Here is a 23,796-nt window from a genome sequence, read left to right as displayed (position 1 = left end):
GCCGGGCGATGGTCGCTCACCCTCAAGGGCTACCACGACGCCGGGCACGCCTCAGTCCTCGTCACCGCTGTCGACAGGCAGGGCAAGCACCTGCTCCTCAAGGCGTGGCCGGACCACGACCGCTACTCCCGCGAGCTCCGGGTCCTCCGCCTGTGGCATCGCGAGAAGCACGACATCGTGCAGGCGGCAGATAACAGTCGCGCGGTCGCGGCGTTGCGCGCGGTCGGAGGTGTCCCCGGTGGCGCCGCACGTCCGCCACATGAGGAAGGTCTCGTCGCCGCCGAGATTCAACGAGCACACGAAGAGGGCGCCCACGGCCAGGCCAACGTTGAGCTGCCCACCTTGCGCAACTTCATCGCCGAAGAGGTTCGCCCCCGCATCGACCGGCGTCTGAAGCTCACCGAACACCGACAACGTGCGGAACGGGCACTCTTCCATACGGCTGACCTGCGGGAAGAGTCGCACCGCCAGACGGTGCTGCACGCGGACCTGTACCGGGAGAACGTCCCGTTCACCCTGGACGGGCAGCCAGTGCTGCTCGACCCGCTGCCCATGACAGGGGACGCCGCGTTCGACTGGGCCTTCTGGACGATCTACTACCAGGTAGAAGGCGGCACCGCCTACCGCCTCCGCCGCGCCAGCCGCACATCGGGCATCCCCGTCGATGACATCCTCCCCTGGTGCCTGCTGCTGAGCACGGACGGCCTCCTGTACTACGAGGAGACGGGTGATCCGCGCCTGCTCCAGATGATGGCTGTTCTGGATGCCCTGCTGAAGATCGCCGCGACGAGGTGATCGCGGTGACAACACACCTACTGCGACACGGCCGCACCGAGTACAGCGCCCGCTACCTGGTCAACGGCGACCCGGCCGTGCAGCTCCAGCTCGACGAGGAAGGGGTACGCGCATGCCACACCGCCCGGCCGACGCTCCCCATCGAGTCGGCCCGGACGTGGATCGCCAGCGCGTTCCCGCGCGCCCAGCAGACCGCCGCACTCCTCATCGGCGAGGAAGCACGACTTCCCGTCGTCATCCCGCTTCTCAACGAACTCGACTATGGCTACTTCGAGGGGGCACCGTTCCTGGAGTACGCGGCGTGGCTCCGGCACCACGGCCCGTGGGTGAAGCCACCCGGCGCCGGTGAGTCACAGCGCGAGGGCATCCACCGCATGCTGCTGGGTCTGATGGCCACGCTTGAGAAGCCGGGCCCCAGGGTTGTCGTCGCTCACGGTCTACTGCTGTCGGTACTCGACTGGCACCTGAGCCGGACGCCGGGGAGCGCGATGCCGCTGTTCTTCCCCGAGGCGCCATACCTGGTTCCGTTGGCCATCGACGACGGCCCGATGGCCAAGCACGCCGCGGCCCTGCTCGAAGAGCTGGACAACCAGGATCGACGCCATGGCTGGGCTCCAGGCCACGTACCGATATCAGGGACGGACGCAGCCTCCACCCTTGCTAACGTCGATTCACCACAGAAGCCGCTAGAGGAGTAGCCCTCTCATGCATGATGCTCGCGTTCTGATCGACATGGGCGACGAGGCCGTCCGCCGGCTCGCGCGCCGCAGATACACCCTGGACCTCTCCTCCCTGGAGAGTCTCCAGTCTCGACGGAACCAGAGCATCCGCACCGCCGACGAGCTGAGGGCCGAATCCAAGCGCGTCGCCCAGGAGGTGCAGAAGACGGCGAAGGCCAGCGGGGACGTCTCGGCGCTCAAGGAGTCGGCACGCAAGATCAAGGAGCAGATTCGCGAGGCAGAAGCCGAGCAGGAACAGATCCAGATCGAACTGCGCGAGCTGCTGCTGAGCATCCCCAACCTGCCGCTCGACTCCGCACCCGACGGAGACTCCGAGGAGTTCGCGGTCGAGGTGCGGCGGGTCGGCACCGCGCCGACGTTCGCATTCGAGCCCAGGGATCACGTTGCCCTCGGCGAGACCATGGGCATCCTCGACTTCGGCCGCGGCACAAAGCTCTCGGGTCCACGCTTCAGCATCGCCCGCAGCGTCGGGGCCGCCTTGGAGCGCGCGCTGGCGACCCTGTTCCTGGATCTCCACACCCGTCGGCACGGCTACGTCGAGCACTCGGTGCCGTTCCTCGTAACCCGGAAGACGATGACCGGCACCGGCCAGCTCCCGAAGTTCGAAGAGGACCTCTTCGCCACCGGCGTCGCCGACCGGGAGCTGTTCCTGATCCCGACCGCCGAGGTTCCGCTCACGAACCTCTACGCCGACGAGATCATCCCGCCGGCCGAACTGCCCTTGGCGCTCACGGCCCACACCCCCTGCTTCCGCTCCGAGGCGGGTTCGTACGGCCGCGACACCCGCGGCATCCTGCGGCAGCACCAGTTCTCCAAGGTCGAGATGGTCCGCATCTGCGCGGCCGAGGAATCCCAGGCCGAGCAGGAGAAGATGGTCGCTCACGCAGAGGCGTGCCTGAAGGAGCTCGATCTTGCCTACCGCGTGGTGACGCTCGCCGCGGGCGACATGGGCTTCTCCGCCCAGCTCACCTACGACATCGAGGTGTGGCTGCCGAGCCAGAACACTTACCGCGAGATCTCGTCCGTCTCGGACTGCGGCACCTTCCAGGCCCGTCGGGCTGGCATCCGCACGCGCGATGAGCACGGCAAGACCGTGCCCGTGGCTACCCTGAACGGCTCCGGCCTGCCCATCGGCCGCACCCTGGCCGCGTTGCTCGAACAGCACCAGCAGCAGGACGGCTCCGTGACCCTGCCTAAAGCCCTCGTTCCCTACCTCGGCTTCCGCCGTATCCAGGCGGACGGAACTCCATCGGAGGCATAAGTGTTAGTCGGCGTCTGCGACTTCCCGGGCAGCTACGCATTTCCCCCGGCCGGCTACGGCGGAATCGAACGATGGCTGTGGACAGTCGCCGTAGGGGCACGAGCCGCAGGCGCCGACGTACACCTCCTCGGACCAGGCTGGCGCCGAGACCTTGGCCCGGAATGGACACGGAAGCCAATCCGCCTGGAGGATGCTGCTCCCCGATCGACCGAGGCCCGCGAGTTGCGCTCCGCCGGATACGACCTCCTGGTCGTCGGCCACGAATACCCCACCCTCCCCGCATGGCGACGCACCCGCGAGAAACTGGACTGCGACGTCGCCACCTTCCAGCACGCCCCGGACTTCCAGCACGCCGCCGACGCCTTCGACGGCACCCACACCCGGCTGTACTGCTACTCACCCGAAATGATTGAGCGGTACGCCGCACACCGGCCGATCGCCGAACTCGCCGTCCACCTCGGGCTGAACGAAGCCGGGCCACCGTCCGCACCGGGCCGTGACCTGGTCTGGCTCGGCCGGATCGACGAGCAGAAAGCCCCACACCTCGCGGTCCGCGCCGCGCAGCTCCTCCGCCGCCGCATCCGCCTCGTCGGCCCCGTCTTCGACGCCGACTACGTCAAACGACACGAGAAGCTCTTCACCGCCGATCACGTCGAGTGGGTCGGCGAAGTCGGCGGACACGTCAAGACGGCCGCCTTCCGCGAGGCCGCCGTCTTCGTCTACACCTACGCCCGTACCTACGTCGAAGCAGGCGCCGCCGTCTTCGGCGAGTCCCTGCGCGCCGGCACCCCGGTAGCCGCCCTCACTTGGCGAAAGGGCACCTGCGCCGAGGCAGCCCTCTGCGACCGCACCGGCACGACCACCGTGCTCTCCCCCGAGGAAGACGACGAAACCGCCGCACGAGCCCTGGCCGCCGCCATCACCCGCACCGACGACCTGGACCACGCCGAGGTCCAAGCCATCGGCCAGCACCGATTCGACGCCCAACGCCACTTCGAGACCCTGTCCTCACAGCCGTGCTGACGACATCGGTACCCGCCCACCTGCCCGCCCTGCTCCGCAAAGCCCTGGGCTCGCGCTGGGAGCACACGACCGACGGCGACCACCTGGAGATCCGCCACCGCGACCGCGGCAGCCCCTACCACCCACCTCGACGCGCACCCACCTGGCCCGAGTTCCTGGCCATGATCGAGAAGGCATTCGCCGCGCAGGGAGTCCCCCGCGCCCCCTGCCTGCCGCTGCGCTGGGGCCGACAGACCGAACTCACCATCTCAGCCGTCCAAGCCCTCGACCCTCTGCTCAAAGACGGGCGCCCCGTCACCCACCGCCGCGGCTTCCTGCCCCAACCGGTGGTCCGCTTCACGGGCCAACGCGACGCCGACGGCGTGCTCCGCGACGGCTTCCTGACCTCATTCGTCAACGTCTCCCGCGTCGAGCCCATCCAGGACATCGCCGAGTACGCCACGATCCTCGACGAGTGGCTGACCGTCCTGTCCCGCCTCGGCCTGCACGCCCGGCACATCAGCGTGCACGGACGCCTCACCGTCTGGCGCCGCCACGAAGTCGAGGGCATTACTCTCCGGTTCCGACACGCCGACCTGCCCCTCGGCGACATCGTGCTCCTCTGGAACGCCACGAACCCCGCGCTCATGGCCGTAGACCTCGGCACCGCTCTCGAACGCCTCGCCTGGGCCCGCTCTCGCCAGCCGTGGCGAGACCTCATCTTCGGCCGATGGACCCGCACCGCGCCCCCCAACGTCCTCGACGCACTCCGCACGGCCACCCTCCTCCTCGGCAACGGCATCACCCCCACGGCGCGCGGCGCCGGCAGCATCGCCCGCCGCGTCCTGGCCACGGTCCCCGCAGACCACTCACCTTTCGGCTTCAGCGCCGCCATCCGAGCGCACCACGAGTTCTGGAGCGCTGTCACGGCCCTCCCGGTGCCATGGCCCGAGGCAACGCGTGTCCTTGAGGCGGAGCTGGGAGTGCAGCATTGAGGGCCTCTTTCGCGCTGAGTGGCTTCTCGTCCACGCTTGGTGTCGGTGACGGGATCGGAGGGGGATGAGGCTGATGGCTCGGCGGCGTGGACGGCGGCGCAGGCGGAACCGACGGTTAACGGCCGCCGGCATCGCACTGCTGGCGGCGGTGGTGATCTTCTGGTCGCGGATCTGGCCGTTCGTGCTCGCGGCGGTGGGGCTGGCCGGCGTCGGGGCCCTGGTGTGGTGGGGCTGGCGCACCCACCGGGAGATACGCGCCAAGGACGCGGTGTTCCGGGCGGAGCAGCGGGTGCTGGATGCCAACCGCACGCTGGAGAAGGTGGACAAGCTGCACTGGCAGGACTTCGAGCGGATGGTGGCCGCAATGCTCCGCGAGGGCGGCTGCACCGAGGTCGAGTGGGTCGGCGGAAAGGGGGACCTGGGCAGGGACGTGGCGGGCGTGCTGCCGGACGGTCGCTCGATGGTGGTCCAGTGCAAGCACTTCGCCACGCACCGGTCGGTCGTCAGCCATGACATGCGAGACCTGTTGGGGGCTCGGACCAGTTTCGCGGCCGATGTCGCGATCTTCGTGACGAACACCAGATTCACCACCGATGCCGAGAAGTACGCGAACGACAACGACATCATCGTCATCGGCCGCAACCTCTTCGCCTCGTGGCTCAAGGGCTCCCGTCTGGATTACGTCCTCCAGGCAGGCGTCGGCGGCCAGGGCGACCGGAAGCACCTCAAAACCTGGAAGAAGACGTACGGCGATCCCAGGCGCGACCGTAGGAAGAGGCCCGCCAGCTGACCGCCCAGCGCCCTGGCTCGGTGCCAGCGCAGAAGCGCTCCCGTCCGGGCCACCCCCTTCCGCAGCGGCTACAGCTCCGCAGCTTCCGCGGCAATCTTCGGCCGTGCCTGGCTGGTGCGCCGGCCAGGCCCCCGGCATCCGGTGCGGCCCGCCAGGGTGGTAGAGCCGCTCAGGCCGGGACGGCGTCATACTCAACGACCACGCGCAGCTTGCACTCCGGCGGGAAGCGGGACCGGGCCGGTCTCGGTAGCCGGATCCTCAGGCCCGGCTACTGGGCCGTTCGTGCTGGTCATCTGGGGTGTGAGGCTCCTGTATCGCCCAGGAAGGTTGACCTGCATGCCGGGTGTATCACCACAGACTGACAGGGAGGGCCGAGCCAACGTTGCTCTTCTCGGAGCGGTGAGACCGTCCCGGAGCCAGCGAAGATGCTGACTGCAGTCCAATCCGCGGGGCACCATCCGCTTAGCCGCTAGCGCGGCGAGCGCATGAGGCGGCGAGGCAGCATCTACATCGTCGCCGTCAAGTGACCCGCCGCTGACTCCCTCGTTTCACGCCCGCACGTGGCTGGAGCCGATCTCACAACGGGACGAGCCCAGCTGATCAGGGGGGAGTCGGTGACTCCCCCCTGATCAGCTACTCGTCTTCGAAGCCATACTGATCGAACTTCAAAGTCCGGGCGTTCTCCGTAACCGTGCGAACCTTGTCGTTCGGGTAGCCGTCCTGACAGCGTGCCTCGACTTCCAGCCGGATCTTGACCTCAGCACCCGATGCAGACCGGAGGTGGGGAAGGATTTCGTCGACGAACTTGGCGAAGTCACGACCGCTACGCTCTGCGTCTACTGGATACGAACCGAAGAACCTGACGTTGCGTACAGGCTCCGGCGCAGTGGCCTCCGAAAGTGCGGGCGTCGTAGTGTCGGCACTGAGCCTGCCACCGTCACCAGTCGGACGATCGACTGTCGGTGAAGCCAGGGGCCCGGCTGATGCGGCGCGTGCTTCGGCCTCCTGTCGTGCCGCTTCCGCTTGGGCAGCTGCAGCCAACTCACGCTGACGCTGTTCGTTCGCCCGCTCCGGCCGTACAAGCAGCGTTGCATCCGTGAGCGGGCCGAAGGAGTTCTGCATCGGGAGGGCGAGACCGACGTAGGCACCGCTCGTCTCGTCGTGCCCCTCGGCAAGGGCGAACCCTTCTGCCTCCCATGTGATGCCATCCGACAACACAGCAAGCATGGCCTGCTCCAAGACCGACCGGTCCCTGAGTCGCATCAGATAGGGGTGCTTGCGGTAATAGCCCCACAGCGCACCAAGCGAGACTTCACCAGTTTCCCAGACTGAACGCAGGTGAGTGTCCAGGTCCCGGCGAAGGTTGCGCGTTCCGAACTCGACGGTGAATAGTCCTGCATCAACGAGGACCTTCGAAGCCCTCACAGCGAGCCGGTCCTCGCTGCCCTCACAGCGCAACGGCCTGAGCTCATACTCGCGGTCGCCACGCAATTGTTCGGGAACAATAAGCCATGTGTAGGTTCCCGAGATTCTCAGGTTGACTGTTACATCGGCCTGCGCGCAACGGGTCTCAGCAAGACTGGCTTGCTGAGCAGTAAGGTTCAGACCGGTTTCACCACGACCTGCGTACGCTTCCTTCCACGCCAAGTAGTCACGGACGGCGTCCTCCAATTCCAAGAGCCGCCGCTCATCAGGAGCAAGGAACGCCAACTGGTTCACGTTGATACGCTGAGACGAGCCGCGTTGCTTGAGGCACTTAGCAACGAAATCGAGTGCCTTGGTCTCCTTCTGTGACTTACTGTGGAAGAATCTGGGGTGGAGGAGGACCAGGCGAGCCTCTTCGTAGTCGGGTACGCCGTCAGTTCCTTCAGGAGCGGGATGTACTCGGGCGAAGTGGCCCGTTGACTTCATCTGGTCCCGGCGCAGCCGCTCCGCGATCTCCGCCCATACCTCTTCGGGACGGCCCCGAAGCGCTTCAGCCCGGTCCTGAACGTAGCGAGCGATGGACGCCTGGGTGCTGTAGTAATAACGGCCGTTTTCCGGATAGAAGAAGGTGGTGCGCTGGCTGAGGAGGTCCAGAGCGGAACCGAAGTTTCCGATGGTGTCACCTGGGATGGCGACTCCCAGCCATACGTACTGCCGGTCGATGCCCTTGTGATCGCTGTTGAGAGTGGGCGCGGAGCCGAAGAAAACCGTCCGGGCAAGGCGACGCGTGAGGCGTCGCTGGCCGAAGGTGGTGCGTTCCTCGTCGATGCGGACCGGGATGGAGCCCTCGCCGTCCACATCCGTTGAGATAATGACCTTCCACTCATCATCGAGATACTGGTTGAGCTCACTGACAACCCTGGGATCTTGGAGTGGAATCGAGCCAGGCATAATGAGCGGGCTCGGGTCATTCGCTTCCCAGAGTGCATGAACGACGGTGCTCATCATGCGCAGCACACCACGTGTGCGCTGGAAGCGCTCGAGGGTAGACCAATCCTTGTACAGGCGGTCGAAGAGCTCGGGGTGTATCGGGTAAGCCGCCTTGATTCGGTCCTCGTAGGCGGATTCGGAGCATTCACGCGGGAACTCGCCGTGCTTGGAACGATAGAACTCGATGAACTGCCTAGCAACGGCTCCGATTTCAGCCCTGCCGTCAGCATCAGTCTCTTCGAAGAGCCGTCGGCGGACGATCTCGAAGGATTCCTGTGCGGTGGCAGGCTGCCAAGGATAGGCGACGCGACGAACCACATTCTGCAGCCGCTTGAGTGCTGCCTTGCCGTGGAGGCCGCCGATCTCGAGGTCACTGGCGCCGGTGGCGTCATCGTCGCTGCCGTCTGCCTTGTCTGAGGCAGGGATGGACACGACGAGCAGCGCACCCGGCACTGCCTTGACAGCTTCGGTGAGGGTCTGAGCAAACGTGAACTGACTGTCGAAGGTGCCTGCGGGAAGGTTGTCCTTGGCGTACAGCTCGCGAGCGTAGGCGACCCACTCGTCGATGAGGATGAGGCATGGACTGTGCACGGCGATGAGTTCCTGGAGAGCGCGCCCCGGGTTAGTGCCAGCCTCATCTGCCGCCGCGACCTTCTCGTAGGCCTCTCGGCCGCCGAGCTGCCAGGCGAGTTCGCCCCACAGCGTGTTGACGTGCGTCCCATCGTCCTTGGTTTCGCCGTCAGCTGCGCTGATACGGTTCCCGACAAGCGTGACACGTTTAATCTCGCCGATGCCATCCCAGACGACTTCAGTCTCCGCGATTACGTCGTACAGGTCCTGAGGGAATTCCGCGAGAGGTGTACCGGAGGCCAAGTGATACAGAGCCAGCATCGAGTGGGTCTTGCCACCACCGAAGTTAGTCTGGAGGTTGATGACAGGGTCCGCGCTAGCGTCGCCGGATAGTCGTCGGGCGGCCAGAGACAGTAGGTTCCGCAGGCCGGCAGTGAGGTAGGTACGTTCGAAGAAGCGGACTGGATGTACGTACTCCTCGCCCCCCTCGTTACGGCTCACTCCGTCGAGGTCGGCCGCGAACTCAGCGGAGGCGTATCGGCCTGCCGCCACATCTCGGTGCGGACGAATGACCTCGCGCCATGGCTTGATGGTCTGCCCCCTGCCAACCATGCCGGGGACTCCGACTGCTGTGCGAACAGACTCCCTGACCGCCTCGCGGGTCTCCGCGTCATGCATGGCCCGCAGGAGGTTTTTCTTCTCCTTGCGCACGGCCGCAGCCCGGTGGGTGTCACCAACAGCCGTGAGCAGGCGCTCGATCAGGTCTAGGACATGGGACGCGTCATCGGGGTTGTACCGCTCGTTGTGGGCCCATTTGTTCCGATGGTCCCGGAGAAGCGATGCGATGGACTGCTCGCCTCGGGAGAGCCGGTCCTTAAACCCAGCCCGCCACTCCTCGGTGATGACCTTGAGCTGCACGGCCGGGTCCGACTTCGAGTAGGTTCGGTTCGTGCCGAATTTCTGGGCGTCGCGCGCTTCGAGCACCTTGACCCAGTCCTGCCCGTTGGGTGTTGCGGCTGTCATGACTTCGTCGACGAAGGGCCCCAGCCCCTCTGCCAACAGTTCGAAGCCGTTGCCTACACGCTCGCGGTTGCTCGTCGCCATCGCCTGTCCTCGCCCTCGTGTTCCCGTCGTTGCTGTGCCGGTATCTATCGTGCTACGCCGCTGGACGATCGAGCGGCCGGTTCAGCCACTATTCCTCACCGAATGCAAACCCATCCTGAACGGCCTTGGGCTTCGCGACTGCCTGCTTGCGGGACGCGGCTGTCAGGTCGGACCAGGACTGGCCGAGGCCGTTGAAGAGGATCGCCTCCTGCGCGAGGCCACGCTTCTCACAGATGGAGAAAAGCAGGTACGCGAGCTCCTGAGCCGCATCCATGTCCACCCGAGCGCGAGCTGCGGCCATGAGGCGGGCGGCGGCTTCCCCACCTTCCTCGTCGAGCGCCTTGGCGAGATGGAGGACCACTTCCCAGAGGCTGATGCGCTCGTCTGCCTCAGGGTGCCAGTCAGAGGGCATCTCGGAGAATGGGATGAGGCGCGCCTTGCCGGCTACAGCCCGGAACACCCCTCCCCGCTGCACACCCTCGACCGAGGTGTTCCGGCCTCGAGCCATGTTGTCGGCGTCACCGAACGTTCCATCGTTCCAGCCGAAGTGTTTGAACCACTGCACGCAAAACCGAGTATCGGCATCGAAGTCCCCCTCCTGCTCGGACAGCACCTCGTCGAGGATCTGGTTGATGAGCGTAAGAGCAGTACGCACGGACATAGGGCTACCGTCGGCCTCTAGAACCTGATCATAGCGGGAGAAAACTGACATTCCCGGGCCAATCGCAGCCTGTGCGAGGTCAACAGGGGCAATGGAGCCTTGCTGCAACTCGTTGAGCTTCAAGGGCATCTCGTCTTTTAGCGCAGCGAGGAATGCCCGACGAGTGGTTGTTGGGGCATCTTCTGGTCGGGGTCGGCAAGCAAGAACGATTGACGACGCTAGAGCATTACTTGAGATGTGACGTGTCCGGCCAGCACGTTCGGTACGCATTGGCCAAGTGCCTGTCACAGACCAACCGGCACGAATCATTCCTGCGAGCAAGGTTTCCCAGCCTGTCGACGCCTCCCCTTCATCAGTGGATTCAGATTGCTTGAAGGCATAATAAACAGTGATCGGAAAGTTCTCCGAGTAGCCTTTCCTGGCACTCTCAAACACCTTCTCGAATCCACGCTCAAAAAATCTCTCGGCTCCCTTCTTTCCCCCGTGCCGAAATTCATCAGCGACAAGTTCTTCCGCTTTCGGCGTCAGCATTACCCCGAGGAGTTCTGTGTAGACATCGCCCAGGGATCGCCGCAACCAGACGTAAAAGAAGTCCGAGAGATCCGCATAGCCAATGTTGTCATAGTACGGAGGATCTGTGGAGATCACCATACCTGAAGGGTAGTTTCGCGCGGCAGCATTCGCCTGTCGAACTTCTCCAATAGGCTCGACTGCGGGGGCCCCCAGAAGAGCCTCAGATACGACGCGGATGCTCCCACTCCAAGAGCCTCCCAGGTCCGCCAGGGGTGCAACTTCCGGAAAATCCCAAACGAAAGGAATCGCCTGACGCGCAAACAGGTTTTTTGGTCGATCTTCCTTTGGATACCAGACAGCCAATGCGCAATTGTAGTCAACGAACTTACTCAACGCGAAAGCAAGATAGGTGGCTACCGAATCAGCGTAAGCCTCAGCTCCCGCGCCAGCTTGTTCCAGGTTTTCCCCTTCTGGCATACCAGCATTTATTGCATCGTTTTTTACGGTCTGCCGAACCTCGCGCACCAGATCGCTAAACGTTACAGCAGCGGTGAGTTGTCGATCAGTGAAGAGGTCAGCGTGGCGGGTCATCCCGTAACTCTGAACACGGAATCCCAAAGCCGCCTCTGGGAGCTCCGTATCCGGAAAATTATCCGGCCGTGGGACGCGCGCACATTTCTCATGCTCGTCGCTCGGGGGAAGGTAAACCCGTCGCCGCTTCCCTTCCGCAGCGATGGCCATCAGCTTGCAATCGATGCGGCCAGATTTTCCTTCCTTTCGCACATAGGAAAGCGGTACTGTATCTCCACATCCGATACACACGGCCCCAGAGCGCCGCACTGTGCCGTCGTTATCATTCTTCGGCGCATCCTTCAGATCGCTGCCGATACCGAAAGTGACGTGGCCGTCGTGCACTTTCGGGATTACGTATGCTTCCTTCCCCTTCTTCTTGCCAAGCCACCATGACCTGGCCAAAGGCATCTGAATACCGCATGCCGGGTTCGGGCAGCGAACTGTCCTCGCCCAAATCCAGGCGATGACATTGGCCTGGCTGCCGTCGTCAAGCTTGGCCTTCGGATACAGGTAGCCGATCCGCTTCTCGGCCTCGTCGCGCATCCATGCGCCATAGCGTCGAACATCCTCGGCCAAGCCCGAAGCCTTCGGCCATGTGTCAGCCACATGCTCTTCCGCGGCGCCGGGAAAGACTGGGGGGCGCCCGGCCCACTTTGGCGGGATCTCGATCAGCGCCTTGTTGATCAGGACTGGCACCGGGTTGAGGTCCGAGGCATGTGCCTCGAGACCGAGTCGCTGAGCCTCCAGAGGAATGGAGCCGCCGCCCGCGAACGGATCGAGGATCGGAGGAGGATTCCCGTCAGTGGACTCGAGGATCTTCTCATAAGCTTTATGCAGAAGAGCGTCGTCCTTGGTGTTCTCCCAGACCACCAGGCGCTCGATGAGTTCGAACAGTTCCTTTCGCTCGGCGGCGACCGCCTCCTCCGTCGGGAACTTGTCCGGGCGAGACGTAGGGTCATCCACCAGCTGCGCGAAGAGGACTGCGCGGGCTGCTGCTAGCGGTCGCTGGGCCCACCACTTGTGCACCCCCGATGGGTTGCCCTTGTAGATATAGTTCTCCCGGATCGACTCGCGATTGATCGCTTCGAGCGGTAGCGCAACCTCGATTAGCTTGCGCTTGGGCACCGTCGTCATGAGGAACGCTCTTCTCTCCAGGCTGGGCGGGTGATGCATGGTGGGCCGCTCGGCAGACCGGTCGGCCCAGTCACTCAGTATGGCCTCATCCGCTGGCAACCGCCCCAACTTCACCTCACCCCGCTCCTACACCAAGAGCCGCAGTCAGTGAGGTACATCGCCCTGCTCCCACATGCGCTTCCAGTGGAAGACGAACTTCGTCACGTTGAAGTCATCCGTGCTGGTCGTACGGAAGGGGTTGCTCAGGTACCGGACCTTGTCGTGTTTAGGACCATCAGGCGAGACGGACACAAGGGCCAAACGGTAGTGATCGCCCACGTTCTTCGCATGGAGGACTTCGTTGCGGGTCACGGTGAAGTCTTTCGAGCCAGCCAAGCGGCCCTTGACCTCCAGGTGAAGAAGATCCTCCCCGCCCTCTGACCATGACCTCAAGTCGAAGCCCTTGTTGTTCGGCGGCATCTCCTCCGGGCTGCGCCCGAGGGCGCGCTCGGCCTCGATCACAGCCGCAACAGCTCGGTGCTCGATTGCCGCGGTATCGCGTGCGGCCTCCGTGATGTCGGCCTGGCCTGGGCTTCGTCCTAGCAGCTGGTCGACCATCCCCTGCGGTAGGACCAGCGCTCCGCCGGCCACGCGGGGTGGGCGCGGCAGGAGCCTCTCATCAAGGTCCAGTTCGTGCAGGCGTCGCTCCAACCGTTCTTCCAGATTGTTTGCCCGGCGCCGTGCTGTCTCCGGGCGCAGCTTCAGCTTTCGTCCTTGTTCCTGGGCGTCGAGAAGCTCGAGGTGGCGGGCATACCAGAAGTCAATCTCGTGGTTGAGGCGCTCTTGCACCTGCTCACGGATCCGCCGTACTTCAGGGACTATCCGATCGCGCACTGAGCGCAGGTGCTCATGTACGGCGTGGTCGGCGGCCCAAACAACAGCGGTCTCCTCCATGCCGTCGGACAGCCAGGGCTGTGTGGCGAGACGGGCAGCCTCCCGCGTGACGGCTTCGGCTTCGTCCTCAGCTGGAGGGTCGTAGTCGAGGTAGGGGGCAGGGCCTGCGGGGTTGGCCCGGCCGTCAGGTGTGAGCTCGACGAAGTCGAAGCGCTTGCTGACAACGTTCGGCTGCGGATGGCTGTTGCTGATCTCTTGTGTGAGAGCCACGAGGAGCCGGGGCGTCTGTCCCGGGTCCGTACGGTCGATGAGGATGCTGCCCGCCTTGAGCACTGCCGCGTGGCGTTCAATGGTGGCGTCGACGACAGCCTCCATCAGCGGGTGTCCTGGGGCAAGCAGGGCTGCTTCTATCCGGCCTCGGCTGCGGATCAGGTCTCGGTCGAAGACGACGCGGTCGTAGCGGCGTAGCACAGGAGCGGCCAGGGTACGGCGTGGGGACCGGTTCAGGAGTGTGGCGGGGACATTGGTGATCTCGAATCGTCCAGCTTCGCGCCTCGTCAGCCGCCCTCCCAGTTCATTGAAGGCTGCGCGGAAGAACGCTTCGACATAGTGGGGTTGGAGTCGCCGTACCCGGGCTTCCTCCAGGCGCAGGCGAGCTTCGGTTACTTCTGCTTCGGTCTGCAGGTCTCTGTGTAGGGCGCGCTCGGCGAGGAGTTCGTCGAGGCCCTCGCCGACGGTGTGGTCGATGACCAGATCCAGCCGGGCTCGCACCTCGGGCTGGTCGCCGTACCGGACGGCCTCCATGAGCAGCTCATGCAAGGGCTGCTCCTCGAAAGCTTCGCCGAGGACGTCGAAGACCTGGCCCCGGTAGGCGATGCGCTGCTGCTCGATCTTGTCCAGAAGTCGGTGATAGACAGCGCCTTCGCGGGTGTCAGTGGCGACCAGATTCCACAGGTGGCAGACCTCGGTCTGGCCGATGCGGTGGATGCGGCCGAAACGCTGCTCGAGGCGGTTGGGGTTCCAGGGAAGGTCGTAGTTGACCATAAGATGAGCGCGCTGCAGGTTGAGGCCCTCGCCAGCGGCGTCAGTGGCGATGAGGACGCGGACATCGCGCTCCTGGGTGAACAGCTCCTGTATACGGCGACGCTCGTCGCGTCGTATGCCGCCGTGGATCATCTGAACTGCCTCGTGCTGTCCGAGGAGGCTGCGGATGCGCCCGACTAGGTAGCTGAGAGTGTCTCGGTGTTCCGTGAAGATGATGATCTTGCGAGGGTTGCCGTCTCGGTCGCGGATCTCGTGGTGGTCCTGGAGCAGGGATCGGAGTTCAGTCCACTTCCGGTCAGCGCCCGAGAACTGGACGTGTGAGGCCAGCTCGATCAAGTTCCCGAGCTGATCGATCTCTAGGGACAGCTCGGCGGCGGTGCGGGCGGCGGTCGCCGCGTCGAGGACTTCCTCTTCCAGCGTTTCTCGTTCGTGGCTGTCCAGGTCGTCGAGCCGACCCTGCCAGTCCTCATCCACGGTCACGCCGTTGTAGCGGCGACCGAGCTGTTCGTCATCAATCCGGTGGGATGTGGTCGGAGCAGCCAGCATCTCCCGATGGCGGCGGACCAGCCGCTCACGGCGCCGCTCCAGGGAACGCAAGATCGCTTCCGGGCTGGAGGCGAGACGGCGCTGGAGAACTGTGAGCGCGAAGCCGACGGTGTTGCCTCGGCGTCCATCACCAGCCGCACGCAGTCGGTCTGCACGATTCATCTCGTTGCGGACGTACTCCGTGACGGCCTCGTAGAGGTCATGCTCGGCCGGCGACAGCTCGTACGGCACGGTGTAGGCCCGTCGCTCGGGGAAGAGAGGCTTTCCCTCGAAGGTAAGAAGATCCTCCTTAACCATGCGGCGCATCAGCCCGCCGGCATCGACAGTGTGGACGCCTTCGCGGTATTTTCCCTCGAATCGGTCCGCGTCGAGCAGAGCTAGGAAGAGTTGGAAGTCGTCTTCCTTGCCAGCGTGCGGGGTGGCGGTCATCAGGAGGAAGTGACGGGCGATATTACCCAGGAGCTGTCCGAGCTGGTATCGACGCGTGGTTTTCAGTTTGCTGCCGAACCAGTGGGCCGACATGCGGTGGGCTTCATCGACCACGACGAGGTCCCAGTCTGTGTCTCGGAGCTGCTGCATGAGCTCCTCTGATCGGGACAGCTGGTCCATCCGTGCAATAAGCCGAGAGTGGTGCTCGAAGACGCTGCTGTCAGGAATGGAATCGACGAGGGACCGAGTGAGCAACTCAAAGCGGAGACCGAACTTGTCGAGAAGTTCGTCCTGCCACTGCTCGACCAGGGATCCGGGCACAACGATCAGGCAGCGCTCCAGATCGCCCCGGAGCAGCAGTTCCTTCACGTACAAGCCCGCCATGATGGTCTTGCCCGCGCCAGGGTCATCGGCCAACAGAAAGCGGAGCGGCGTGCGGGGCAGGAGCTCAGCGTAAACAGCGCGGATTTGGTGAGGAAGCGCCTCGAGGTCCGACGTAGTGACGGCGAGCATCGGATCGAACAGCCCTGCCATGCGGAGACGCAGGGCCTCTGCAACAAGCCGGAATGCGGCAGGGTCACCGGAGAAGTCGGCGCGGGAGGCGGGCTCGTACAGTTTGAGGTTCGCCTCATGCTCCCTGTAGAGGAAGACGCTGCCGAAGGTGTGTGAGTCGTCCTGGTAAACGACTTCGATCGCGCTGCTGCCCCGCCAGTCGGCGCTCACAACTGTCACGGGGCCAGCGGCTGTCAGACCACTGACCTGCGCTCCCGGCGTCAATTCCTCCAGTCGCACACCGACGGGGTAGTCGCCGGGCGCGATGGGCTGGGGCTTGTCGCGTGCGTTCTCGACCTCCATGCGCCTCCCTAGCAGCGCCTTGATGACCGACTTTAGCCTTGATGACCAAAGGTGACGATCGAGCTACCGCCCTTGGCACGAAGGATCCGTCACTCTCTGATCTCCTCGATTGTCAGGCTATGCACTCGCACCAGGTTCCACCGATTCCCGGAGCGCTCAAGATCGCCTTGGAGCACGATCTCCTGACGGTCGAGGTGAGCTTGCCCCACCCGGAGGTAGTCTTCGGTTCCCAGCTCGACGTACACCCTCATGGCACGGCTAGTCGGTTCATCCTCAGGACGACCAAGGAGAATGACGGTTCCAGGACCTGTGGTTGGTTCACGCTCCAGCTTGGTAATGAAGCCGCGAATGGATACCCCCTGGCGGCCATAGCGTTCACGGAGATACTCGGCCCCAGAGCGCAGGTACTCAATCGTCTCGCGCCCGAATGCAAGAATACGGCCAGGTTCTTCCAACGGAAGATCGTTCGCCCACAATGGGTGCAACTCAAAGGGAACTTTCCCGTATGAAGAGAGCTCTGATAGAGCCTCGCATACATTGGCCGACAACCCACGTCGCGCCTCTTCTTCGAAGAGCGCTAGATCTCCCGAATTACGTGTGGCGTAAGCAGCTGCTTTGTGAGCAGAAGCAGCGCCGTCGAAGAAGGCCATCGACACACGTCGAGCGAGCGGCAGGCCACCGAACCTTCCCTCGCTGCCCAACGTCAGCTGTTCAGGAACTGGCGACGTCAGAGGAACCTCTGCAGTCAGGATGTAGCTGCCCGGTTGTGTCAGACCGAGAAGCACGCGACGACTGATGAAATCGTACACTTGGTTCGATTTGCGCATCGGCTCCACGGGACGCGGCTGCTGATTCTGGAGCCAGGTCGTTGCGCGGTACGCGGCGCTAACGAAGAGGTCACGCAGACTACCCACAGCACGACTGCCTTCAGCCAGCGACACGGTGCCCGGAGCTGTGCCCTCAGGTAGCAGGCGAACCTGATGCACATCGGTCTGAGCCAGCCCTACGCCGCGCAGAACAACGAATGGCTCCTTGTCTTCGACAACAGCCACGGTGTTGAAGAGGATCTGCAGTTGCTGGACGTAGTCCATCAGGCGCGAGTCTGTGGGCAACAGCGCCTCGACACGCCCCTCAGGCAGTTCAAGCCCCCAGACCTCGGCCCGCGGCTCCTCCTGGACCAGACCCCAACCCTGGGCCGTGAGGTAGCGGCGGATCATCTCAGGGCTGAGGGCCTCAAGTGCCTGGCCAGGCAGCTGCTTGTGTTTCATTGGACCGGCACCCCCCTTCCCTGCATCCGCAGATCCTCGGCGACATCGAACATCCGCAGGAGAGCATCCTTCGTGAGCAGGTTCTCACGAGGCACTGACACCTTGACCTCGGTGTCCTTATCCAGTTCTCGGCGGAGAGGCTGGCCATGCAAGCACGTCCAGTAGGCCGCGCGGCGGAGGGTCAACTGCTCCTCCGTGACGCCCATCCAGTCGTCCGCTACCTCGGGAACGACCACGACAACGAGGAAGATCGGCAAAGAGAACCTGTCAGCCGGCTCCGCGAAGACGTTGTAGTACTTGCTCTTCAGGCCGTAGCTGACATGGGTGGATGTCGACCGTACCCTCCGGCTGCTCTTCACCTGAACGTCGATCTTGGGGTTGAGCAAGCTTCCCCGTGGACCCGGGTGACCGATGTGGAGATCGACCATGTGATCGTCTTCTTCGATCTTCTGGACGGTCAGCCCGGCGGCGGTGGAGATCGCCCGAACGAAGATCTCGCCGTAACGGCCTTGTCGGACGTCCCGGTTCAGTGCCATCCAGCGTCCCAGCCCCATTCTCCAGTTCCCCACGCGACCGCCGACCCCTGGTGGAGGTGAGTCCGGCAGGGTGCACAGCGCGTACGCAAGCGTCACGCGGTCAGGGGATCGTAGCAATCAGTTCCAGGCCGCTGAAAGCCTGTACGCGACGGCACTCAGTAGTGCCCCATTGGCCACGCATGCCTCGCCGCGCCGCCCTGCGCGCCGAGACGTTCGTCGGGCGACTCGCCGACGCCATCCATGCCGCGGTCCAGGACGACCTCTCCCTGTGCGGTACTGCATCGCCTTCAGTGCTCGACGAGAAGCAGCACGAGGCGGAGGCGGCCGAGGCAGCCGCCAGGCTGGTTCCGCTCCGGCGTACGGCGGAGCGGAAGAGCGAGGCCCATACACATCCCATAAGCACCTCCGCTCACGCCACGCTCACGCCTGCGGCTTCGCAACGTCGCATCCGCTAAGCCTGCACGTCGTGGGTACGCAAAAGCCCCAGGTCAGATGCTATCTGCCTGGGGCTTGCGGAGCCGCCTGAGGGAATCGAACCCTCGACCTACGCATTACGAGTGCGTCGCTCTGGCCGACTGAGCTAAGGCGGCGGGTGCGCCCGTTGGGCGCTTGGCGGAGGCCAGTCTACACAGGTTTGGGGGGTGCTCCGGCGGGCCTCCTGCGGCGGAGGAGGTCGTCGGTGGCCGCGCGGAGGGTGGTGAGGTGTTTGGACCAGCGGCCGCAGCTCAGGCAGCTGGTGAGGTGGTGGTCGAGCGCCTGCTCGGTCACGGCCACGGGCAGGGGCGTTCCCGTGGCGCGGGCCGATATCGCGGCGCGGTAGTGGTTACAGGGCATGGTCATGATCATCCCAGGTGGTCAGCAGGTGGTGCCCTCCTCGGGCACGGTGTTCGCCAACAGGTAGTCGTTGACGGCCGAGTCGACGCAGGCGCTGACGCCGCCGTAGGCCGTGTGGCCGTCGCCGTCGTAGGTGAGCAGCACGCCGGAGGAGAGCTGGTCGGCCAGGCCCTCCGACCAGGCGTACGGGGTGGCAGGGTCACGGGTGGTGCCGACGACCAGGATCGGGTCGGCGCCCTCGGCGGCGATGCTGACGGGCCCGCCGGACGGCTCGACCTGCCAGGCGGCGCAGACCAGCGTGGCCCAGGCGAAGTCGGCGCCGAACGTCGGCGACGCCTCCTCGTAGGAGGGGAGCTGCTCGCGCACCGCGTCCGCGTCCGCGTTGCCCGCCGGGCTGTCCAGGCAGCTGATCGCCGGGAACGCGAACATGTCGGTGGCGTAACCCCCGCCCGGCGTACGCCCGTTGTACGTGTCCGCGAGGGTCAGCAGGGGCCCACCGTCGCCGTCCTCGATCGCGGCGGCCAGCGCGCGGCGCAGGGAGGGCCACAGGTCCTCGGAGTAGAGCGCGTAGGCCACGCCCGTGGTGGCCAGCGACTCCGTCAGCCGGCGCTCCTCGCCGGTCGGCAGGGGCTCGGCGTCGACCGCGGCGAAGAAGTCGAGCAGCCGCGCGGACGCGTCGTCGGCGCTCTCCCGCCCCAGCGGGCAGTCGCTCCCCGAGACGCAGTCCTCGGCGAAGGAACGGAACGCCGTCTCGAACCCGCCCGCCTGCTCGCGGTCCGTGCTCAGGGTGTCCAGCCTCGGGTCCATCGCCGCGTCCAGCACCAGGTGGCCGACGCGCTGCGGGAAGAGCCCCGCGTAGACGGCGCCCAGCTTGGTCCCGTAGGAGAACCCGACGTAGTGCAGCCGCTCGTCCCCCAGCACCTGTCGCAGCACGTCCATGTCCCGGGCGGACTCGACGGTGGAGATGTGCTCCAGCAGCTCACCCGAGCGCTCCAGGCAGCCCTGGGCGAACTCCTCGTGCGCGGCGACCAGTTCGTCGACCTCGCCGGAGTCGTCCGGGGTGCGGTCGGTCAGCGTGTAGTCGTCCATCTCCGGCCCCTCCAGGCAGGAGACGGGCTCGCTCCGGCCGGTGCCCCGCGCGTCGAGGCCAACCATGTCGTAGCGGGCGCGGACCTCGTCCGGGTAGATGTACTCGGCGGCACTCTGGGCGAAGTCGACGGCGGAGGCGCCGGGCCCGCCCGGGTTCATCAGGAGCGCCCCGATCCGCTGCCCCTGGTCGGTGGCGCGGGAACGGGTGACGGTGAGTTGGAGGTCCTTGGCCGGGTCCGGGTTCTCGTAGTCGAGCGGCACGGTGAGGGACGCGCACTGGAACTCGGCGGCCTGACAGCCGCGCCAGTTCAACTGCTGCTCGTAGTAGGGCAGTAGCTCGTCCGGGATCTCCTCGGACAGCGGTTCGAGGGGTGGCGCGTCCGGCGGCTCGGTGGTCGAGGACCCGTCGGAGGCGCCCGCGTCGGGCGCGCGGTCCTCCGGGCGGTCGTTCCCGGACGAACAGCCGGCGGCGAACAGGGTGGTGGCGGTGATCAGGGAAACGGCGAGGCGGCCGGTGGTGCGCATGGGTCCCCCGTGGTTGCTGGCACGGACTCCGGGTGAGCGTACCTGTCAGCGCAGGGCCATCGTCATCGCCTCCACGGCCAGCAGGGGGGCGACGTTCCGATCGAGGGCGCGGCGGCACTCCAGCACCGCCTCCATCCGCAGCAACGTCCGCTCCGGCCGGGTGGCGGCGGCGACGCGCCGGACGGACTCCTCGCTCTCCCCGCCGGCCAGCCCGCCGGCATAGCCCAGCTGGTGCGCCAGCACATCCCGGTAGAACGCGGTGAGATCCGTCAACGCCAGGTCCAGCGCGTCCCGTTGGGTGCGGGTGGCGCGGCGCTTCTGGCGGTCCTCCAGCTCCTTCATCACGCCGGCGGTGCCCCGGGGCAGCCGCTTGCCCTCGCCCGCGCCCAGGGCCGTCCGCAGCTCCTCCGTCTCCCTGCCGTCCAGCTCCTCGGCGAGCTGCTTGGCGTCCTCGGCCGCCGCGTCCACCAACTCCTGGGCGGCGCGCAGCGCCCCGCCCACGTCCGCCGCCCGCTCCGGCAGCCGCAGCACCGCCAGCCGGCGGGCCCTGGCCCGCTCGTCGGTGGCGAGCCTGCGGGCCCGGCCGATGTGGCCCTGGGTGGCGCGGGCGGCGGCCTCGGCGACCTCGGGCTCGATGCCGTCGCGCCGGACCAGCAGATCCGCCACGGCGGCCACCGGCGGGGTGCGCAACGGCAGTTGGCGACAGCGGGAGCGGATGGTGGGCAGCACGTCCTCGGTGGACGGCGCGCACAGCAGCCAGACCGTGCGCGGGGCCGGCTCCTCGACGGCCTTCAGCAGCACGTTCCCCGCGCCCTCGGTCAGCCGGTCGGCGTCCTCCAGGACGATCACCTGCCAGCGCCCGCCGGCCGGCGAGAGCTGGGCGCGGCGGACCAGCTCCCTGGTCTCTCTGACGCCGATGGTGAGCAGGTCGGTGCGGACGACCTCGACGTCGGCGTGCGTGCCGATCAACGAGGTGTGGCAGCCGTCGCAGAACCCGCAGCCCGGCTGACCGCCCAGCGCGCGGTCCGGGCTGACGCACTGGAGCGCGGCGGCGAAGGCGCGGGCGGCCGTGGACCGGCCGGACCCGGGCGGGCCGGTGAAGAGCCAGGCGTGCGTCATCGACGAACCGGACAGCTCGGGCTCGTCGCCGCGCTCGACGGCGGTGACATAGGCGTCCGCGTCCCGGGCGGCGGCGGCCAACTGGCCCGCCACCCGCTCCTGGCCAACCAGGTCGTCCCACACGGGCATCGCGGTCACCTCCAACGTTCTTCGGGCTGGCGCCCCGACCCCGCCCCGCCTCGGACGAACGCGCCGTCGACCATTGTGCGGCACGGCACTGACAACGGCTGGCGCCTGGCCTCCGGAGCCGGCCCCCGGCCGGACCGGCCCGCTCGACCCGCGACGGGGAACGACGAACGGGGACCCCGGTGCGGGGCGACGGCGACGGCCGTTCGCGGCGGAGACGAAGGCTCGGCCCGAGCCGGGCGTGGAATGGCTCCCGGGCCACAACAACCGGCGGCCGCGGCAGGTGAGCGACGGACGCCGCCGCCTCAGCGGAGCGAAGCCGGCCCCAGGCCCGGCCGGAGCCCAAGGCGGGCGGACATGGCCACACCGGAGGCCCGGGCCCTGGGACGGAACGGCACCAGTGCCGACGCCACGCGACAGCAGCCGCCCCGGCGAGGCACCACGCCGCCGGCGGTCCGAGCCGCCGCACAGCCGACGGTCAGCAGAACCCGCACCGGCGGCCCCGGGCGGGGCCGCACCTCGCCCGGCCAACGACGGGGCGGCGAAGCGGGCCCCGTACCAACCGAAGCCTGAGGAAAGGGGACACGAGTCGAACGCGCGGGCCCGAGGAGCCCTCCCGACCACGGCGGAACGGTAGCCACCCGCCGCCTGAGCAACGCACCACCCACGCCTGACGGTGCGCCCGCACGGCAACGGCGGGGCCAGCCAAGGCGCGTACCCGACGCCCCGGCCGCCGGAGGCGGAACGGGCCACGTCGGCGGGAACGAACGCCGCCCGGCGAGACAGGGGCCCGGCCCCCCGGGGCCGGGCCTTCGGAGAGCCGCCCCGGCCAGGGGCTGGTGCTCTGACCGCATAGGTTCGCCGGGTCGTTCAGGGTGCGGTGGCGAGGGGGCGTCCGCCCCAGCGGATGCTCTTCTCGCTGCGGACGCGGGCGCGTTCCTTGCGTTGGGCGGCCAGGATGTCGCGATGGCGGGCGTTGGCGTTGCGCCACCGTAGGTAGGCGTGCAGGGCCCGGGTCTGCACGGTGTGGTTGGGGTGGTGGGAGTTGGCGATGGTGAACTACCTCAGCGGTCCGAAATGGGCCTCGATCGGGTTCGCCCACGAGGCGTAGGTCGGGGTGAAACACAGCTCGACCTTGTGTTTCTTTGCCCAGCGGCGGATGTCGGTGCCTTTGTGGGCGGAGAGGTTGTCCAGGATCACGTAGATCGGTGCGCCGTCGGGCCGGGCGGCGCGGATCGACTTCAGCGCTGCCAGAGTGTTCCCGGCGCCTTTCCTGCGGCGGTTGATGCCCCACAGGGTGTCGTCGCCGACCGAGTAGCAGCCGTGGAAGTACCGGACTCCATGAGTGCGGTGGTAGGTGGCAGGCAGTCGGTCGGGGTGTTTCTGTTCGGCCCAGCCCGAGCCGGCGGTGGGCCGGATCCCGAGCGGGCCGAACTCGTCGAACGCGAAGACCCGGTCCGGGAAGCGGTCCAGCACATGCTCGATGCGGTCGAGCTTGGCGTCGCGATCGGGATCAGGGGATTCCTTCCAGGTCTTGGTGCGCTGGAAGGTGATGCCGCGGCGGGCGAGCAGGCCGCGTAACGCCTCGCGGCCGATGAGGATCATCCGGCCGTGGACTTTCCGCAGGTAGGCGACCAGCTTGCGCAGCGACCAGCGAGTGAAGGGCTGGCCGAGCTTGGTGGGGCGAGTGGTGGCCGTCTGGACGACGAAGTCCTCGTCGTCACGACTGAGCAGGCGGGGACGGCCTCCCGCCCACCGAGGGTCCAGGCAGGCCAGGCCGATCTCGTTGAACCGGTGGATCACATCACGCACGGTGTCCTCGTCGGCCTGCACCAGCTGGGCGATCACCGGCACCCGGTTCCCGCCGGCCGACGCCAGCAACATCATCGCGCGCCGGTAGCGCACCGAGCTGCTGCTACCGCGGCGCACGATCTGCTGCGGCTTCTGCCCCTCCTGGTCGGTCAGTCTGCGCACACGGACAGGCTCGGCCACCGCGCCT

General features: G+C 66.2%; 15 protein-coding genes, 1 tRNA gene and 1 pseudogene. 6 read left to right on the top strand and 11 right to left on the bottom strand.

The genetic code is table 11. The annotated features are described in order from the left end of the window. Nucleotides 1–51: 51 nt before the first annotated feature. Nucleotides 52–465, bottom strand: coding sequence for a hypothetical protein (locus tag EBN88_RS31520; protein WP_233580427.1), 414 nt, complete (start codon nt 463–465; stop codon nt 52–54). A gap of 9 nt (nt 466–474) precedes the next feature. On the opposite strand from EBN88_RS31520, the gene EBN88_RS31515 reads away from it, so the two are divergent. From EBN88_RS31515 to EBN88_RS03335, 6 genes are all read left to right on the top strand, one after another. After that, a complete protein-coding gene (locus EBN88_RS31515; RefSeq protein ID WP_233580426.1) occupies nt 475–795 on the top strand; it encodes a fructosamine kinase family protein in 321 nt (106 codons plus the stop codon). 5 nt (nt 796–800) lie between these two features. Next, complete coding sequence (locus EBN88_RS03355) at nt 801–1,493, top strand: histidine phosphatase family protein (protein ID WP_158621308.1); 693 nt, start codon at nt 801–803, stop codon at nt 1,491–1,493. 7 nt (nt 1,494–1,500) lie between these two features. Continuing rightward, complete coding sequence (gene serS, locus EBN88_RS03350) at nt 1,501–2,796, top strand: serine--tRNA ligase (RefSeq protein WP_122182262.1); 1,296 nt, start codon at nt 1,501–1,503, stop codon at nt 2,794–2,796. Nucleotides 2,797–3,018: 222 nt separating this feature from the next. Next, entirely contained in the window at nt 3,019–3,819 is an 801-nt protein-coding gene (locus EBN88_RS03345) for a glycosyltransferase (protein WP_233580425.1), read from the top strand. Beyond that, complete coding sequence (locus EBN88_RS03340; protein WP_122182260.1) at nt 3,813–4,793, top strand: hypothetical protein; 981 nt, start codon at nt 3,813–3,815, stop codon at nt 4,791–4,793. The genes EBN88_RS03345 and EBN88_RS03340 overlap by 7 nt, the downstream gene beginning before the upstream one ends. A 64-nt stretch (nt 4,794–4,857) precedes the next feature. Beyond that, nucleotides 4,858–5,583, top strand: coding sequence for a restriction endonuclease (locus tag EBN88_RS03335; protein ID WP_122182259.1), 726 nt, complete (start codon nt 4,858–4,860; stop codon nt 5,581–5,583). Between the two features lie 633 nt (nt 5,584–6,216). Here the strand turns inward: EBN88_RS03335 and EBN88_RS03330 are convergent. The 10 genes and pseudogenes from EBN88_RS03330 to EBN88_RS03285 all read right to left on the bottom strand — a co-directional run bounded on the left by EBN88_RS03330 (nt 6,217) and on the right by EBN88_RS03285 (nt 23,789). After that, nucleotides 6,217–9,672 carry a Swt1 family HEPN domain-containing protein gene (locus EBN88_RS03330; RefSeq protein WP_122182258.1) on the bottom strand — a complete coding sequence of 1,152 codons (3,456 nt, stop codon included), beginning with the start codon at nt 9,670–9,672 and terminating at the stop codon, nt 6,217–6,219. Nucleotides 9,673–9,760: 88 nt separating this feature from the next. Then, nucleotides 9,761–12,553: a DUF1156 domain-containing protein gene (locus EBN88_RS03325; protein ID WP_122182284.1), complete on the bottom strand. Its 2,793-nt coding sequence runs from the start codon at nt 12,551–12,553 to the stop codon at nt 9,761–9,763. A 144-nt stretch (nt 12,554–12,697) separates the two neighbouring features. Then, entirely contained in the window at nt 12,698–16,300 is a 3,603-nt protein-coding gene (locus tag EBN88_RS03320; RefSeq protein WP_199742233.1) for a helicase-related protein, read from the bottom strand. A gap of 89 nt (nt 16,301–16,389) precedes the next feature. Next, nucleotides 16,390–17,568 carry a hypothetical protein gene (locus EBN88_RS30145; protein ID WP_147472631.1) on the bottom strand — a complete coding sequence of 393 codons (1,179 nt, stop codon included), beginning with the start codon at nt 17,566–17,568 and terminating at the stop codon, nt 16,390–16,392. After that, nucleotides 17,565–18,200 carry a DUF4365 domain-containing protein gene (locus EBN88_RS03315; protein ID WP_147472630.1) on the bottom strand — a complete coding sequence of 212 codons (636 nt, stop codon included), beginning with the start codon at nt 18,198–18,200 and terminating at the stop codon, nt 17,565–17,567. The genes EBN88_RS30145 and EBN88_RS03315 overlap by 4 nt, the downstream gene beginning before the upstream one ends. A gap of 420 nt (nt 18,201–18,620) precedes the next feature. Further along, nucleotides 18,621–18,694: transfer RNA gene (locus EBN88_RS03305), tRNA-Thr, on the bottom strand. 34 nt (nt 18,695–18,728) lie between these two features. After that, nucleotides 18,729–18,938 carry a zf-HC2 domain-containing protein gene (locus EBN88_RS03300; RefSeq protein WP_147472629.1) on the bottom strand — a complete coding sequence of 70 codons (210 nt, stop codon included), beginning with the start codon at nt 18,936–18,938 and terminating at the stop codon, nt 18,729–18,731. Between the two features lie 21 nt (nt 18,939–18,959). Further along, the gene (locus EBN88_RS03295; RefSeq protein WP_122182254.1) at nt 18,960–20,552 is read right to left on the bottom strand and encodes an alpha/beta hydrolase; all 1,593 of its coding nucleotides are present in this window, start codon (nt 20,550–20,552) and stop codon (nt 18,960–18,962) included. A gap of 45 nt (nt 20,553–20,597) precedes the next feature. After that, nucleotides 20,598–21,800: a DNA polymerase III subunit delta' gene (locus EBN88_RS03290; protein ID WP_122182282.1), complete on the bottom strand. Its 1,203-nt coding sequence runs from the start codon at nt 21,798–21,800 to the stop codon at nt 20,598–20,600. An 867-nt stretch (nt 21,801–22,667) separates the two neighbouring features. After that, nucleotides 22,668–23,789: pseudogene (locus tag EBN88_RS03285) on the bottom strand (IS630 family transposase). Between the last annotated feature and the right edge of the window lie 7 nt (nt 23,790–23,796).

The sequence above is a fragment of the Streptomyces triticirhizae genome, assembly GCF_003696235.1.
Classification (GTDB): Bacteria; Actinomycetota; Actinomycetes; order Streptomycetales; family Streptomycetaceae; genus Streptomyces; species Streptomyces triticirhizae.
Note: the sequence above shows the minus strand (reverse complement) of the source record. Positions and strands in the feature narration are given on the sequence as shown.